We start from the raw sequence: 15,326 nt of genomic DNA, 5'->3' as shown, positions 1-15,326 counted from the left end.
TCCTGTGCTTTTGTTCTATCTGCCTGTGGCAGAGCGTATAGCCACGCGGTGTTCGGCGTAAGTGCGGCTAAAGATATGGGAACCGTCGCCTCGCGCCACGAAGAAGAAGTAAGGGGTATCCTCCGGCTTTAAGGCTGCTTTTAGCGACGCGAGCCCGGGGCTGGCAATGGGGCCGGGTGGCAGGCCCGCGTGGATATAGGTGTTGTAGGGCGACTCCACTTCGAGGTCGACGTAGTAGAGCTTGCCGGTACGCCCGATCACAAACTGCACGGTAGCGCACGACTGCAGCAGCATGCCGCGCCGCAAGCGGTTATAGAACACGCCGGCAATGCGGGGCCTCTCCTTAGCTTTAACGGCCTCGCGCTCCACAATCGAAGCCATGGTGACTATTTGGTGCAGGTTAAACTGCTGTCGCTTGGGCGAGACAGCGAACAGCGGCGTGACTACCGCGTCGAAGCGGGCGAGCATAGTACGAATAACGAGCTCCGGGGTAGTGCCGGGGGAAAACTCGTAAGTGTCCGGGAACAAGTAACCTTCTAAGCGCCGCAGTGTGTTGCCGGGAACATGGGCGAGGTACTCGTAGGGCAAAGAGATACTTTCGGCTGCCGACAAAAATTCTGCCTGAGTAAACAGGCCGTGCTGTTCAAAAATCCTGCCGATTTGCGGCAGCGTAGTGCCCTCGGGGATGGTAACACGCGCCGCGGTATTGACAACTTGTCCGGCGCTTAGCTTTAGGATGATTTCACGCATGGTCATGCTCGGTGCAAGCTCATAAGTGCCGGCCTTAAGCGCCCCCGTCTTCCCGTACCAGCGCGCGGCCAACACAAAGGCCGCCGGATTGCGCACAATGCCGACCTCGCGGAGCTTAGCAGCAATCTCCTTGGCTGTACTGCCGCTTTCGACCGTGACGCGCAACGCCTCACCCGTGCCTGCCGGGGCAAACAAAGTAGAGAGCCCGAGCGCTGTAATCAGCGCAAGTAAAGCAATGCCGCCGCCGAAACCTAGGCGGTTGCGCTTCTGCCAAGAAATGAACCTTGACGCCAAGTGTAGCAACCGCGTGTGCAGTTGCACGGGAATATAGTGGCTCGGGATAATCGCTTATCAGCTCCAGTCTGCGAAAGGCAAATTTGGTCTGACTTAAATTATAACAGAAATCTAAAAAAGCGGGTGTTGTTTATCAACGTCCCGCTCAAGGCTTTAGAAATCGCTATTTGTCAGACTCGTCGTCTAGTTCGAGTTCTTCATCTAGGTCTTCTTCATCGGCAAGCATGCTTTCCCACTCGGCAACGACTTTCTCCCACTCTTGGTCGTCATCGATATCTACGAGTACATCGTCCCCGTCCTCGTCGGTCTCAAGACGCATGATTAGAGCTTCGTCTTCGTCGGCTTCTTCGTCGTCAAGCGGGAACAACACGGCATAGCGATTTCCCTCTACCTCTAGGACATCGATAATTTGGAACTCAAACTCGTTGCCTTCGTCATCCGTGAGTACAACAACCTCGTCGCGTTCGTTCTCAGTCATTGGCAAAAAACACCTCTTTCGCGTTCATAGCTACATTCTACTCTAGGCTTGTTGGCAAGTCAAATAGGGTCTTTGCGGTTTTCTGCGCGGTCAAGATATGCCTGCAGGATAAGCTGAGCCGCAAGCCTGTCTACTACCTGCTTGCGCTTTTGCCTTGACGTGTCGGCAAGGAGTAGCGTCTGCGTGGCGATGCGGGTACTGAACCGTTCGTCCACGAAACTCAGTGGGACAGGGGTCTTGGCGGCAAGCGCGGCGGCAAAGCTCTTCACTTTCTCTGCCTGCGGACCGGCAGTGTTGTTAAGCGAAATGGGGAGCCCAACAACGATTAGGCCTACCTGCCAATGCGCTACCAGTTCGACTATCTGCCTGACATCCTGGGCGAGTGACCGCCGCAAGATTGTCTCTAGCCCCTGCGCGGTAAGCCCCAGCGGGTCGCTTACAGCCACCCCAATCTTCTTCTCCCCCACGTCTAGCCCTAGTATGCGCCGTGCCTGCAAGTTAAATCACCTTCAAGTTAAAATCGGGGCAGCGTGCGACGCAGTAGCCACATAACACGCACTTCTCCGCCGTAATTACAGCCTTCCCCGCCGCGAGAGACAGCGCTCCCTGCGGGCAACGCTCTGTGCAAACGCCGCACCCGTTGCACCAAGGTTCGAGGTGCAGGCGGCGTCTGCTTTGCTCTGGGCGGTAATCCGCAGGAAACGCGCCTTGCGAGAACAAAGCACAGTTCGCGTATACATCGGCCGGCGAGCCCATCCCGAGAGCTACCGCGGTTACGCCGGGCAACGCGCGCACATAAGAGATGGCCGCCAAGGCGTCGGCATAGAGCGACCCTCCGCCTAGCGCCTTCATGGCATAAACGCCTTTATTCTGCTTGGCCGCGTCGTGAATTGCCGCAGCCATGTCTTCGCGTGAGCCGTCTACTATACCTATGCCCGCTTTGTTGATTAGCGGATGAACTACCTCGATTTCTGGATACTGCTGCGCGGCGCGCACGCCCGCCACATGGTGCGTAGAAATGCCCACCGCGCGCACGGTGCCTGCCTCGCGCTGGCGCAGCAGAAACTCCAGCGCAGGAGCATGTCCGCGCAGGGTGTGCAAAGACTCTTGCTCGTGCAGCAGGAATATGTCGATGTAGTCACGGTTTAGGCTGCGCAGGGCTCCCGCTAAGCTCTGTTCCATTCCTGCCGCGTCGGGGGCGTAGCTCTTGGTGGCAATTACGACTTCGTTTATGTTTTCGGCGAGACCGGCTGCGAGGTGGGCGTATGTTCCGTACAGCTCTGCGGTATCAAAGAAGTTGACGCCAAGTTCAAAGGCAAGCCGAAGGAGCCTACCCCCCTCTTTTGGGGTCAGGCCCTTCTGCAGAGGCCCAAGCGTTAGCGTGCCGTAGCACAGCTCGGAGACCTCAATCGTCCCACACAACCGCACCAGCCGCACTAACGCCGCTCAAGGTAGCTGTTAATGAGCTCCTCTAAGATCTCATCGCGCTCTACCCGGCGAATAATGTTGCGCGCGTTCTGGTGGTAAGTGATATAGGCAGGGTCGCCCGACAAGAGATATCCCGTGATGTGGAACGTAGGGTTGTATCCCTTCTCTTTGAGCGCCGCGGACACCTGCTGCAGCACTTCGCGCACCTGCTGGCGACGGTCTGTCTCGATTTTTTGGATTACTCTCGTCTCATCCATGCGCTCTCCCACGCTAAGCCCTCCCGCTGCTAATCTCTTCCTCTGACTAATAATATCATCCCCGCGTTAACGGTAGTCCACAACGCGCGTTCTGTCATCAGCTTGTCACATTTTAAGTTGGGCGGCAACCAGAGAGGCCACGGCATTAAGCGCTTCCGGCAAGCGACCGGGGTCCTTGCCACCGGCCTGGGCCATCGTCGGCTTGCCGCCGCCACCGCCGCCGGTCATTTTGGCCACCTCGCGGATAAGGTTCCCGGCGTGTAGGCCGCGCGAGAGCAAGTCGTCGCTCACCATGCTAATGAGCGCCACTTTATCTTCGTGCACCGCACCGAGCACGACGACGCCGGAGCGTAGTTTGTCGCGCACCGCATCGGCGGCTGAGCGCAAAGTATCTATATCTTTAGCCTGCACCTGGCGCGCCACGACCTTGATACCGGCTACGTCAAGAGCGCTCGTGACAAAGTCCCCGGCTTCTAAGGCGGCAAGCTTACTGTGGAGTCGCTCTGCCTCTTTGGCGGCTTCCCTGCTCTGCAGAAGCACGTCTTCAAGTCGCCGCTCTGCTTCTTCGGGCCTTGTTTTGAGAGTTCCTGCGAGCGAATCGAGGAGCGTCAGGCGTCCCTTAGCGTAGAGGTAAGCCTCTTTCCCGGTTACGGCTTCGATGCGCCGTAGACCTGCGCCGATGCCGCCTTCTCCTAGCAGCAGGCACAAGCCGACGGCGGAGGTGTTGTCAAGGTGAGTGCCGCCGCAGAGCTCGCGGGCCGCTTCGCCCATACTTACGACGCGAACTTCGCTGCCGTACTTTTCGCCAAAGAGCGCCGTCGCCCCGCTTGCTTTGGCGTCCTCTATAGACATGTATGCAGATTCGACCTGAAGGGCCGCTAAGATTTGCGAGTTGACTTCCTCCTCAATGGCGGCCAGCTCTTCGCGCGTCAGGGCAGCGAAGTGCGAGAAGTCGAAACGCAGGCGGTCGGCTTCCACCAGTGAACCGGCCTGTTGCACATGACTTCCAAGGATGCGGCGGAGAGCCGCATGCAAGAGGTGCGTAGCCGTATGGGCGCGCGCGAGTGCGTGCCGGAAGGAGCTGTCGGCTTCTGCCAATAGCTCGTCGCCTACCGTGAGTATGCCCTTTGTTAGTTGCCCGATGTGCAGGTAAAAATCGCCAAAGTACTTCTGCGTGTCGTCGACCCTAAACTCCCCGCCCTTGAAGCGAATTACTCCCCTGTCGCCTACTTGCCCGCCGCTCTCGGCATAGAACGGGGTGCAGTCGAGGAGCAGTGCGCCTTTTTCGCCCGCATGGAGTGCAGTATCCGGCTTGCCGTCGACTAGGAGCCCGACTAGGCGGCCCGTCCCCCCGGTGGTGTCTAGGCCGACAAAGCGCGTAGGCGGTAGCGCAGCAAAGTGATTGACCTTGCCAAAATCGCTGCCGACGTCTTGACGAGCGGAGCGCGCCCGCTGACGCTGCTCTTCCATAGCCGCGGCGAAACCAGCGCTGTCGACGGTGAGACCGTGCTCGCGCGCTAGGTCTGTCGTTAAGTCTAGCGGGAAGCCAAAGGTGTCGTAGAGGCGGAACGCCTGCGCTCCGCTTAGTTCCTTTTGGCCGGCTGCTGCTAGTTCGCGTGCTAGACTTAAGAAGAGCTGCGTGCCTTCATCTAAAGTTTCTAGAAAGCGCTCCTCTTCGCGGCGCACAATGCGCGCCACATAGTCTTGCTTTTCCCCTAGCTCTGGGTAGGCTTCCGCCATAACGTGGGTCACGAGCGGTACCATTTCGCCAAGAAATGGGCGCTTTAAGCCAAGCTGCCCACCAAAGCGCACGGCGCGGCGCAGCAGGCGCCTAATTACGTACCCGCGACCTTCGTTCGAGGGCACGGCGCCATCGGCAATGGCAAAGGAAACGGCCCGCACATGGTCTGCTATGACGTTCATGGCCATGCGGTTTTCCCTGTAGCTGTGGCCGGTAAGCTGTTCTACGTGCCGGATGTAGGGCATAAAGAGGTCTGTGCCATAGTTCGTGTCAACACCCTGCACAACCGAGGCCAGCCGCTCTAACCCCATGCCCGTGTCGATGTTTTTGCGCGGCAGAGGCGTGTATGTGTTGTCCTCGTTATGGTTGTACTGGGAGAACACTAGGTTCCACACTTCCAAATAGCGCTCGCAGTCACACCCGGGGGCGCAGTTTAGGTTACCGCAGCCAAAGGAGCTGCCGCGATCGAAGTATATCTCGGAGTTAGGGCCGCAGGGACCGGGCCCGATGTCCCAAAAGTTGTCGGTGAGCTTGACGATGCGCTCTGCCGGCACGCCTACCTTCTCTCGCCAGATGGAGAGGGCCTCGTCGTCCTCGGGGTGGACGCTAATCCAAAGGCTTGTGGGTGCAAAGCCCACCACCTGCGTGAGATACTCCCACGCCCAGTGAATGGCCTCGTCCTTAAAGTACTCGCCAATCGAGAAGTTTCCGAGCATTTCAAACAGTGTGTGGTGACGCGCCGTACGGCCGACGTTCTCGATGTCGTTCGTGCGAATAGACTTTTGGCTGTTAGCGAGCCGCGGGTTTGGCGGCACCTGCTGGCCGGAAAAATACGGCTTTAGTGTCGCCACGCCGCTGTTAATCCAGAGCAGCGTCGGGTCGTCGATGGGTACAAGCGATGCGCTTGGCAGCACCGTGTGCCCTTTGCTGCGGAAAAACTCAAGGAACGACGAGCGCAACTGGTCAGCGGTTTGGTATTTCATGCGGGAGACCTCCTTTGAATAATGTGGCTTGTCGCTTGTCGCTTGTCGCTGGTGGGTGCCGCGGGGAAGCAAAAGGGACGGAGCTTTTTGCTTCACGTTACGCTTCGGATTCGGGAGAGGGAGATTGTGCACCACAGAGTCACGGAGGGCACAGAGATAGAATGACGCAATTGTGGTGAGAAGTCCCCGCGCCCTGAAGCAAAAAAGCAAAAAAGACTCTCATCCTCAGGGACGAGAGTCTCGCGGTACCACCCTGCTTACCGCCTGACGAATTTGCGTGCTTGGGCAAACTCATGCGAAAGCGGTCACTTAGCATGCCGATAACGGGGCATCCGGCGGTCTTTCGGCCGCAGGCTCAGGGGTGGCTAGTCCCGTCGACGCCTTTGCTGCTCTAAGTATAGTAGGCGCGCTAAGCGGTGTCAACCGGTAGCGCAGCTTGCACCCCAAACATACCAATCTCCGGCTCAAAGAAGACAATCTCTCCGGTAGCGGGAGAATGGTACTCCACCACCTGCATCCCCCACCAGCGTTCCTCGACGGCCAGCACTTCGCCTTGCTTTACAAAATCGCCCAGCCGACGAAAGACGATGCCGTTAAAGTGGCCGGAGTCTACCTGCAGCTTGACAAACTTGACTCCGTCGGCAACAAGTTTATCGAGGCCGGGAAACCGTCGGCTCAGTTCCTTAATCGTCACGGTCTGCAGGGGAATGGGACGCTCGTACAACAACTGCGTCGCGGTGGCAACTTGGGCAAAGCGCGAGGGAATGGCTATGCCGAGGACTACAGCCGGCCAGACCGCCAGGACGGCGCTAGAAAACGCCTCGGGGACTATGGCAAGTTCCTGCCCGGAGGCAATTAGTCCGCGCAGCACCGCGTAGCCTAATGCAGAGCCGAGGACCGAACCAAGCAGGGGCGGCATGGCTGCCTCACCGGCTATGAGAATTGCGAGCTCAAACGCGCGGAGCCCAAGCGTCTTAGTAATAGCCAATAGTCGACGTTTAGTTAAGAAGCTAAATACTGTCACCGTCAGGAAGGCGATGGCGACAAAGAGCAAAGTCCCGAAAACCGCTCCCTGTGTAGGAGCGTATACGGCATCGATAATCTCTTTGGCGGCTGCGCGAGTAGCTCCCGCATGTGTAAACACCGCAGTGGGGTATGACCGACGCAGGTAGTGGATGGCTTCAGCCCAGGAACCGGCCTGTTTTCGATACAGGAAAACAAGCGCTTCCGGGTGTAAAAAGTCACGCATTACCAGGCGACCGCCAAAAACGGCTTCATTATGAACCTCTGCTACTGCTAGGCGCCGTGAGATAGTGCCCGTCCTAAAATACAGCTCTTCACCTATACTTAGCCCGTGCTCTTGGCTTAACGCCGCCGGCAAGGCGACTTCGCCCTCGCCGAGGCCTAGATTAATTCCTTTGTCTTCACCCACTACAACCACCGGGAGCGTGCCGATGTTCGTATGCGCAATATCAAGCCTCCACGACCCCAAATATACTACCGGCACCGGCCCGGGTCCATGGTGCGGCCTAAGCGGGTTCGCTTCCGGTTGCAGATAGGGCGTTTGCACATAGATTAGGTCTTCCGGTGCTCCACCGACCACGCTTAACTGCAGCAGCCTCACCTGGCGCTCCATATATGCGCCGTAAACAATCAAGAGAGCAATCGAGACGGTGAACAGGCACGTCACCGCTGCCTGCACACGCCAGTTGTGCCTAAAAAAGCGCCACACTAGCTGCGTCAAGCTTGGTTCACCACGCGGCCGTCCGCCATGCGGATTACGTGATGTGCCACCGAGGCGACCGAGTCGTCGTGCGTGACGATTACGAACGTCTGCGAGTTCGCTACATTAAATCGCGTGAGAAGCTCGACAACGTCTTCGCGCGCTTTGCTGTCGAGGTTGCCGGTAGGTTCGTCGGCTAGGACTAGGCTTGGCGCATTAGCGAGTGCACGCGCGATGGCTACGCGTTGCTGCTCACCGCCGGAAAGCTGCAGCGGCATGTGATTTAACCGCTTGCTTAAGCCTACGGCGCTAAGGAGCTCGCGCGCTTTCTCGCGTGCCTGCGCTCTTGCGGTGCCGACAAAGCTCATGGGTAGCATCACGTTTTCTAGGGCGGAGAGGTGGGGTATCAGGTTAAAAAACTGAAACACATATCCCAATCTACGCCTGCGCATTAAGGCTAACGCATCTTCGGACAAGCGTCGGTAAGACTGCCCTTCGAGCAACACGTCGCCACTCATCGGCCGGTCGAGGCCACCCAGCAAACTCAGGAGGGTGCTCTTGCCGCAGCCTGAAGGCCCGACAATCGCCGTAATCTTGCCGGCGGGAATGCTAATTGACACATCGCTCACCGCGTAGATAGTCTCGCCGAGGTGAAAGGCTTTGTTAAGCCGCTCGGTGCGCAAAATCTCATTCACTGCGAAACACCTCCATTACAGGCAGCTGCGACATTTTCGCTGCCGGGACGGCGCTAAACAACAGCGCCACTACGACCGTAAGTCCGAACACGACTAACAGCTCTTCGAGCGTGCCGCGCAAAACCTCCAGCCAACTCACCTGATTGGCCAGCTCGCGGTGAATAGCCAGGCCTCGCACGACGACGAAACCTAGCACCGCACCTAGCGCCGAAAGTAGCAGCCCCTCGGTTAGCACCATGCCGACGATATCTCGCCGCCTTGCTCCCAGGGCCTTTAATATGCCTATTTCTTTGCGGCGTTCGGCCAAGCCGGCTAGCATCTGTCCGGCCAACAGCATGCCGGCACTAGCAAACATGAGAATGGCTCCGGTTAGGCCGAGTTCGACCGGCACATGGGCTTGCTGCACTTCCCCGTCCGCGGGACGCCATGCCTCAGCGGGTATGCGGTAGAATTGGTCCAGCAGACCAAAACGTTCCACATGGCGCGCTATCTCCGGCACGGTCATCACGCTAAGCGCGGGGAAAGCCCGGCGCAGCGCTCCTGCCGTTACGTTAAGCTGAGAAAGATCTGTGACAGAGAGGGCGACTGCCAACACAGGGTAAGGTGCCCCGCGTGACTGCTCCTGCCAGAGTGTTCGCCAGACCTGCCCATCTAAGTAGACCTCACTGCTATGGACAAAACCCTGCTCGGAGATGGGCGGTTCCTCGGGGCCGCGAAAGAACGTGATCTCTCGCGTCGGCCACGCCGCGATACCCACCACGCGTGCAGTATACTGCCGGGGAGCCTGACTAAAGTCTGCTTGCGGCACACCCGACGCCCCTACTCGAAATACAGGGACATCTAGGGTAATGCTGCTGCCCACCCGAGCGGGCGGACTGCCGTAGGCGTTAACGACGACTTCAAGCTCACCGTCCTGGCTTGTGGGCCGGGGGACGCGTCCCTCCACCAAGTGTTCGGTTAGACTCTCGGCCACAACCCTAATGCTTACAGGCCACCTGTCGATAGCCCCCGGCATAATATACTTTGGCCGAACGGCCCCAACACCTGCCTGCGCTGCTAATCCCTGCAACTGTGTCTCACTGATGGGCACATAAGGGAATTGCGCAAGGCCTAGGTACCCCTCTGTCTGAAAGTGCGGGAAGATGGTGCGCAACAAGCTAAAGCCCGAGTCGTACAAAATGGCGCTATGTACAGCCCCGTGTGCGGTGGGAGTCGCTGTTGCTCCGACAAAGGTGGGGGTAAAGACTAAGATATCGCCGCCGTAGTACGCGCGGTACTCGTTGTAACCTCCCCTGGCAATGCCTAGCGCGAGGGACATGGCACTCGTGGCCACGGCTGCAGCGAGAAACATGGCAAATACGGTAATCAGCGTTCGCATCAGGCGTTGGCGTATATTTGCTAGAGCTAAGCGCAGCACTTCGACACCTCCGCGCTCATTTTATCACAAGTCCCATTATTAGAGAGAGATAGGAATGCAAAAAAACAGCGGGGACGGTTCTTTTTGTTTTGAAACAAGAAGAACCGTCCCTTTTGTTTTCTCTTGTTCTGCTTCCTTGTGTTTTGTGTTTTGTGTTTTGTGTTTTGTGTGTTTTGTGTGTTTGTTTACCTTCCCCTACTCCACTACTTGCACGGCGTCGTCCGCTAGTTCGCGCATGACGCGCCTGCCTTTGGCGGCAACCCGATCGACGAGGTCTCCTAAGGCCGACCTTTCACGCGTCGTCAGCTGCATGCCGTAGTACACGCCAACTAAGCCCCCGATTATTATCCCTGCGATAAACCCTTTGCGCACTGCTGTCCCTCCATTCAAGTTATGCTTCGTGAACCGCAGAGTCGGATACCGATACTACACTGCCGTCATCAAGAATCTCGTAAACGACTACACCGTGTTTCCCCACGGCAAACTCAACGCAGCAGTCCCCACAAAAGTACTGCAGCACCCCTACTCTGCCGAGAGCGCGTCCGTTACACCTCGGGCACCGCGTCAGTTTCATCGTTCACTCCCCGCTCTTCACTGAGACTCGTCGGCTCGTCAGGCACAATCATGTTCTCTTCACCTAGTATTACGTTGTCGACTAACGGGATAATTGACCGACCTGTAAGAAAATCCCCTACCAGACCGTCTGTGAGGACACAGCCAAGTATGCGTCCGCTCTGCGCGTCAACGGCGATGTCTTCAATGCGCCCGAGCGACTTCCCGCTAGAGGTGAGGACGTTCTTCGCTAGGTACTGATTCTTAACCCCGCTCGCTTCATTGGCCGGAGTGATGGCCTCGCGGCTCTCTACAGTGACCGCATCGACCCCTAGGCTGTAAATGTTCTCCCAAAGCAGCATGCGACTGCCGCGAGGCTGGTCTGGCCCTGACAACAATAGCGCACTCACGCAGTCTTGCGCGGGATTGCAGACTAGGTCTATAACCTGTGCAATGCGCTCCCCGTTAGATAAATCTATAACGGGAAGCCCAATAATCTCTCGTCCGCGCCGCAATGCGTTCCGTCACTCCCTGCAAGCGAGTTTTAGCCGAGGTAGCCTTCGGGCTCTGGCTACTATTATGCCCGCGCGAGCGCTCCCGTAATCGTGCCGCCGCCAATTACGTACTCGCCGCGGTAGAGCACAAGCGACTGTCCGGGAGTAGGAGCGCGCACAGGTTCGTTAAAACGGACCACGGCTTGGTCGTGAGCTGTAGGTGTGAGCGTACAAGGTACTTCTTGTGTAGTATAGCGTGCCTTACCCATAAGTTGCGTCGCCGGGGAAGGAATCTCTAGGAAATGCAAATCGGCGATGGAGACTTCCTGCTGCAACAGCTCGTTCGCCTCGCCTACAATTATTCGGTTCCGTGTGGCGTCTATCTCAAGGACATATAAGGGCACAGGTGAAGTGACGCCAAGACCTTTACGCTGGCCCACTGTGTAGTTAAAAATCCCAGTATGACTGCCGAGCACGCGGCCGCTCCGGTCCACAATATCGCCGGGGATGTCACGCACACCTTGGCGACGCAGGAAGGAGCGGTAATCGTTGTCTGGTACAAAACAGATTTCCTGGCTGTCGGGCTTTGCGGCGACACTTAAGCCTAAACCGGCGGCGATACGCCTAACTTCACTTTTCTCTAAGCCTCCGAGAGGGAACAGAGTCGAGTAAAGCTCCGCCTCGGTCATCCGAAACAGCATGTAAGTCTGGTCCTTGCGTTTGTCACGCGCTTTCTTAAGGCGCGGCCCCACGGGAAGGTGTTCGATTTGGGCGTAGTGGCCGGTGGCCATAAAGTCACAGCCTAATGACTTGGCCTGCGCAAGGAAATGCGTAAAGCGCACACGGCTGTTACAGGCTATGCACGGGTTAGGCGTGCGCCCGGCTTGATACTCGGCAACAAACGGCTCCACGACGTTGGCCCGGAAAAGCTCGCGGTAGTTAAGCACATAGTGCGGGATGCCGAGTTTGGCCGCAACGTTGCGTGCGTCTTCGACGGCGGTGAGCGCGCAACAACCCCCGGCTACGGGCTCGTCTTCGTCAATCCACAGGCGCATGGTCGCGCCAAACACTTCGTGGCCCTGTTGCTTGAGGAGGTATGCCGCGACCGCGCTGTCGACTCCTCCGCTCATGCCTACTAGGACGCGGGCCATGGATACACCTCGCTTTTTTTGGCTGTGAGCTTTGAGCTATGAGGCGTGAGCAATCATGTATCGTGAATTGTGAATCGTGAGTCGTGAACTGCAACCGCGGAGTGGCTTTCCGCTTTCCGCTTTCCGCTGTGAGGTTAAAGGTTAAGGGGGAGCCGGTACCGCTGGGACACCGCTCTACTGGGCACTGGGCACTGGGCACTTCCTCTACCAGGACCTAAGAGCCCACTAAAACCCCACGTATCCGCAGTAGCGCTTCGTCGACATCCGCCTCTGTCACATGCAAGTGTGTCACAAACCTGACAGTGGTGGGATCCATAGAAAGCATCATTACACCGACGGCGGCTAGCTGCTGCTGCAGGCGGTCGGCCGCTACCCCCAGTGGCAAAGTGTCTCCCCTGACGATGTTTGTCTGCACTGAGCTAAGGTCAAGCTCAAAGCCAAGTTCCTGTAACCCTAGGGCGAGCTTGTGGGCATGACGATGGTCGTCGGCTAGGCGTTCTATGTTGTGGTTGAGAGCGAATAAGCCCGCAGCGGCGATAATCCCGGCTTGCCGCATGCCGCCGCCAAGTATCTTACGCACCTTACGTGCGCGCACAATAAACTCGCTACTGCCTACAAGCACAGAGCCCACCGGCGCACCGAGGCCTTTGGACAGGCAAAGGCTTATGGAGTGGCATGGTGCACTCAACTCATGCACAGGACACCCCAAGGCAACGGCGGCGTTAAAGAGGCGCGCTCCGTCTAGATGTAGCGGCAGCCCATATTCATCGGCTACCTGCCGCAAGGCTTCCGTCTGCGAAACGTTACCTACAGTGCCTCCGGCTCTGTTATGTGTGTTTTCGATGCAGATAAGCCCGGTCGGTGGGCAGTGGATGTCGTCCTCCCGTATGTTGGCGCGCACAGCCTCAGGCATTAGGACGCCTTTAACACCCGATACGCGCCGTGGGATTAACCCGCCTAAAGCCGACATCCCGCCGACTTCGTACATAAAGATGTGCGAATCTGCCTCGAGGATAACTTCATCGCCGCGCCCGCAGTGCGTCAGGAGCGCAATTAAGTTGCCTTGCGTCCCGCTCGGCACAAAGAGGGCACTCTCTTTGCCGAGGAGCTCCGCGGCTTTCTGCTCAAGTGCGTTTACCGTCGGGTCTTCACCGTAGACATCATCGCCGACCTCGGCGCGGTACATAGCTTCGCGCATTCTCGGGCAGGGAGCTGTGATTGTGTCGCTGCGAAAATCCAGAATCTTCATGGCAGACTCTAGAGATAGGGCGCAAGCCGACTCATAATCATGGGCTTAGACATGAGTCCGACCAGGCGCGTGGCTTCCTTGCCGCCCTTAAAAAGAATCAGCGTGGGTAAACTCATAATGCCGAGTTCCATCGCCAGTGACATGTTCTCGTCCGAGTTTACTTTGACGACCTTGAGCTTACCTGTCTGCTCGTTGGCGACTTGATCGAGAATGGGCGCTAACATCCGGCAGGGATTACACCATGCTGCCCACACATCGACTAAAACCGGCTGTGTGGACTGCAGTACCTCCGCGGCAAAGTTAGCTTGAGTTACGGTGACGACGTTGCTGGCCATAAATATCAACTCTCCTTATCTTGAACTGGTTTGGCAGCACAAATAATAACAAGATGGTAGCCTGCTTGACGGCGAATGTAGGGGTCAACAACAAACTTAAGCAACAAAAAAGAGCTCACGAGGCCGGCTAACCCCATCAGCAAGGCATGTGTTTCGGTCAGCCCGAGCACCGTACCTAGGCCGACGCCTATAAACAAGAACAAGACCGGCACTATGTAGATGAGAAACGCTGCCTTAAGCACCTCGCGGTCGCTAAGCTCTAAGACCACGCTGTCTCCGACACGCGCTTCCGCGCGGTTGTCCGCCGTTACGGCGACTTCTTTAGCCTCGTGCGCCATGGCACATTTGTGCCGACACTCTGCGCACGCGGAGTGCTTTTTCACCTTGACTGTCGCCGTGTTCCCGTGCACTGCCGTGACTTCACCGACCTGACGCAAAAAAATCACCCCAGGTACAATTGTACAACTAGGGTGGACAAGCGTCAAACGCGAGAAAAATAAAGCCCCGCGATTGCCGTGCGCCCTTCGTTTTGAACCTGCTCTCCGCAGGTGGGTGACCTCCCTCGTTATCGCGCGAATCCGGCTAGCGGCTACCACTTGATAACGAGCATTGGATCCCCGTTTTGTTGGTGTTAGGAACAAAACTCATAGGCTTCACGCACATCGCAGGGAAAATTGAATGTCGAACTCTTGTTGCCACTAGTTTAACACGTGAAACGCGGTTGTGCAAGAGAGCTTGGAGGAGCACTTTGCACTTTACACTTCGTGGAGAACGGAGGGTACTTGGCTGCTTGCTCCTTCTAGCAGAAGGAGTGCCCAGTGCTCAGTGCCCGGTAGAGCATCATCGCAGTGGTGCCGTTTCTCTTCATGATTCACGATTCATGATTGCTCACAGCTCAAAGCTCAAAGCCCGCTGCGACAAGCCACACACACCGGCATATACTAAACCACTAAGTAAATCGGAGGTGTGAAATGTGGACATAGTCACGACTTTGGTTCTGCTGGCAGTGGTGGTAGAGCAGGTGGTGGGAATCATCAAAAGCGCGTTTCCGAAAGTTCGCAACAGCTACTCGGCATTAGCGGCCATTGTGGTAGGCATTACGCTATGTGTCAGCACCAGAGTAGGTGTACTGTCGGCCCTGAACGTCCCCATTGCTTTTCCAATCATTGACTACATCATCAGCGGACTTCTAATCTCGCGCGGTGCCAACCTTATACACGACCTGCTGCACAACTTCTCGAACTACGCGCGGAACCGCACGGTGGTGCGGAAGTAGCCGCCAGCAGCCAGCCGCCAGGCGCCAGCCGCCGGGTGCCGGGAGCTGTCCCTTGTCGCTTGTCGCTTGTCGTAGGCGAGACGAGGGCGCACGGCTCTCAGCTCTGAGGCGTAGGCGCTAGGCGTTAGGCTTTAGGCTTTGGAGAAGCGGTGAGCGGTGAACTATGGGGAGAGGAATCAGGAATGTCGCGCTCCTCCGTCAGACCGTGCGAAAACCCGTGACATAACGTAGTGATTATGGTATAATTATCGCTAGAAGTATGAAAATGGCGGTGTGTTATGCCTTACATTACCGGCGATTGCAGATTTCAGCTAGAAATGGCGCAGTGTCTTGACGATTACGTGGGAAAGGACAATCCCGTTAGGGTAATTGACGTTTTCGTTGATACACTTGACCTTAATACGCTTGGTTTTCAGAAGGCCACTCTCGCTAAAACTGGGCGACCGCCTTTTCATCCTGGTGATTTGATTCGTCTGTACATCTACGGCTACACAAACGGGATT

At 57.0% G+C, this 15,326-nt stretch carries 17 protein-coding genes and 1 other RNA gene; 2 read left to right on the top strand and 16 right to left on the bottom strand.

Features of this window, described 5'->3' with window-relative positions; all coding sequences use genetic code 11:
* Nucleotides 1-15: 15 nt before the first annotated feature.
* The 16 genes from mltG to ssrS form a co-directional block, all read right to left on the bottom strand.
* A complete protein-coding gene (mltG, locus tag KGZ66_05085) occupies nucleotides 16-1,044 on the bottom strand; it encodes an endolytic transglycosylase MltG (protein MBS3984958.1) in 1,029 nt (342 codons plus the stop codon).
* A 163-nt stretch (nucleotides 1,045-1,207) separates the two neighbouring features.
* Nucleotides 1,208-1,522, bottom strand: a complete 315-nt coding sequence (locus tag KGZ66_05080) for a DUF1292 domain-containing protein (protein ID MBS3984957.1) — start codon at nucleotides 1,520-1,522, stop codon at nucleotides 1,208-1,210.
* Between the two features lie 59 nt (nucleotides 1,523-1,581).
* A complete protein-coding gene (gene ruvX / locus KGZ66_05075) occupies nucleotides 1,582-2,019 on the bottom strand; it encodes a Holliday junction resolvase RuvX (GenBank protein ID MBS3984956.1) in 438 nt (145 codons plus the stop codon).
* A gap of 1 nt (nucleotide 2,020) precedes the next feature.
* Nucleotides 2,021-2,959, bottom strand: a complete 939-nt coding sequence (locus KGZ66_05070) for an aldo/keto reductase (GenBank protein ID MBS3984955.1) — start codon at nucleotides 2,957-2,959, stop codon at nucleotides 2,021-2,023.
* Nucleotides 2,959-3,207, bottom strand: a complete 249-nt coding sequence (locus tag KGZ66_05065; protein ID MBS3984954.1) for an IreB family regulatory phosphoprotein — start codon at nucleotides 3,205-3,207, stop codon at nucleotides 2,959-2,961. Before KGZ66_05065 ends, KGZ66_05070 begins: the two co-directional genes overlap by 1 nt.
* 105 nt (nucleotides 3,208-3,312) lie before the next feature.
* A complete protein-coding gene (gene alaS / locus KGZ66_05060; GenBank protein MBS3984953.1) occupies nucleotides 3,313-5,931 on the bottom strand; it encodes an alanine--tRNA ligase in 2,619 nt (872 codons plus the stop codon).
* Between the two features lie 409 nt (nucleotides 5,932-6,340).
* Entirely contained in the window at nucleotides 6,341-7,675 is a 1,335-nt protein-coding gene (locus tag KGZ66_05055; protein MBS3984952.1) for a hypothetical protein, read from the bottom strand.
* Nucleotides 7,672-8,349, bottom strand: coding sequence for an ABC transporter ATP-binding protein (locus KGZ66_05050; GenBank protein ID MBS3984951.1), 678 nt, complete (start codon nucleotides 8,347-8,349; stop codon nucleotides 7,672-7,674). The genes KGZ66_05055 and KGZ66_05050 overlap by 4 nt, the downstream gene beginning before the upstream one ends.
* Entirely contained in the window at nucleotides 8,342-9,766 is a 1,425-nt protein-coding gene (locus KGZ66_05045) for an ABC transporter permease (GenBank protein MBS3984950.1), read from the bottom strand. The genes KGZ66_05050 and KGZ66_05045 overlap by 8 nt, the downstream gene beginning before the upstream one ends.
* Nucleotides 9,767-9,961: 195 nt before the next feature.
* Entirely contained in the window at nucleotides 9,962-10,138 is a 177-nt protein-coding gene (locus KGZ66_05040) for a hypothetical protein (GenBank protein ID MBS3984949.1), read from the bottom strand.
* A 173-nt stretch (nucleotides 10,139-10,311) separates the two neighbouring features.
* A complete protein-coding gene (locus KGZ66_05035) occupies nucleotides 10,312-10,833 on the bottom strand; it encodes a PRC-barrel domain-containing protein (protein MBS3984948.1) in 522 nt (173 codons plus the stop codon).
* Nucleotides 10,834-10,895: 62 nt separating this feature from the next.
* Complete coding sequence (gene mnmA, locus KGZ66_05030; GenBank protein MBS3984947.1) at nucleotides 10,896-11,942, bottom strand: tRNA 2-thiouridine(34) synthase MnmA; 1,047 nt, start codon at nucleotides 11,940-11,942, stop codon at nucleotides 10,896-10,898.
* A 235-nt stretch (nucleotides 11,943-12,177) separates the two neighbouring features.
* Nucleotides 12,178-13,212 (bottom strand): low-specificity L-threonine aldolase, encoded by a 1,035-nt coding sequence (gene ltaE / locus KGZ66_05025; protein ID MBS3984946.1) that lies wholly within the window; start codon nucleotides 13,210-13,212, stop codon nucleotides 12,178-12,180.
* Between the two features lie 8 nt (nucleotides 13,213-13,220).
* Nucleotides 13,221-13,547: a thioredoxin gene (gene trxA / locus KGZ66_05020; protein MBS3984945.1), complete on the bottom strand. Its 327-nt coding sequence runs from the start codon at nucleotides 13,545-13,547 to the stop codon at nucleotides 13,221-13,223.
* A 5-nt stretch (nucleotides 13,548-13,552) separates the two neighbouring features.
* Nucleotides 13,553-13,984, bottom strand: coding sequence for a SoxR reducing system RseC family protein (locus KGZ66_05015; protein MBS3984944.1), 432 nt, complete (start codon nucleotides 13,982-13,984; stop codon nucleotides 13,553-13,555).
* A gap of 60 nt (nucleotides 13,985-14,044) precedes the next feature.
* Nucleotides 14,045-14,221: non-coding RNA, 6S RNA (gene ssrS, locus KGZ66_05010), on the bottom strand.
* Between the two features lie 299 nt (nucleotides 14,222-14,520).
* On the opposite strand from ssrS, the gene KGZ66_05005 reads away from it, so the two are divergent.
* Nucleotides 14,521-14,823, top strand: coding sequence for a hypothetical protein (locus KGZ66_05005; protein MBS3984943.1), 303 nt, complete (start codon nucleotides 14,521-14,523; stop codon nucleotides 14,821-14,823).
* A 278-nt stretch (nucleotides 14,824-15,101) separates the two neighbouring features.
* Nucleotides 15,102-15,326: IS5/IS1182 family transposase (locus KGZ66_05000; protein ID MBS3984942.1), on the top strand; the 225-nt coding region annotated here is incomplete at its 3' end.

The sequence above is a fragment of the Selenomonadales bacterium genome (genome assembly GCA_018335585.1).
Taxonomy (GTDB): domain Bacteria; phylum Bacillota; class UBA994; order UBA994; family UBA994; genus UBA994.
Note: the sequence above shows the minus strand (reverse complement) of the source record. Positions and strands in the feature narration are given on the sequence as shown.

Excerpts from the sequence above, each read along its gene's own strand:
- KGZ66_05065 (MBS3984954.1), bottom strand. The coding sequence starts at position 3,207 with ATGGATGAGACGAGAGTAATCCAAAAAATCGAGACAGACCGTCGCCAG.
- ltaE (MBS3984946.1), bottom strand. The coding sequence starts at position 13,212 with ATGAAGATTCTGGATTTTCGCAGCGACACAATCACAGCTCCCTGCCCG.
- trxA (MBS3984945.1), bottom strand. The coding sequence starts at position 13,547 with ATGGCCAGCAACGTCGTCACCGTAACTCAAGCTAACTTTGCCGCGGAG.
- mnmA (MBS3984947.1), bottom strand. The coding sequence starts at position 11,942 with ATGAGCGGAGGAGTCGACAGCGCGGTCGCGGCATACCTCCTCAAGCAA.
- KGZ66_05080 (MBS3984957.1), bottom strand. The coding sequence starts at position 1,522 with ATGACTGAGAACGAACGCGACGAGGTTGTTGTACTCACGGATGACGAA.
- alaS (MBS3984953.1), bottom strand. The coding sequence starts at position 5,931 with ATGAAATACCAAACCGCTGACCAGTTGCGCTCGTCGTTCCTTGAGTTT.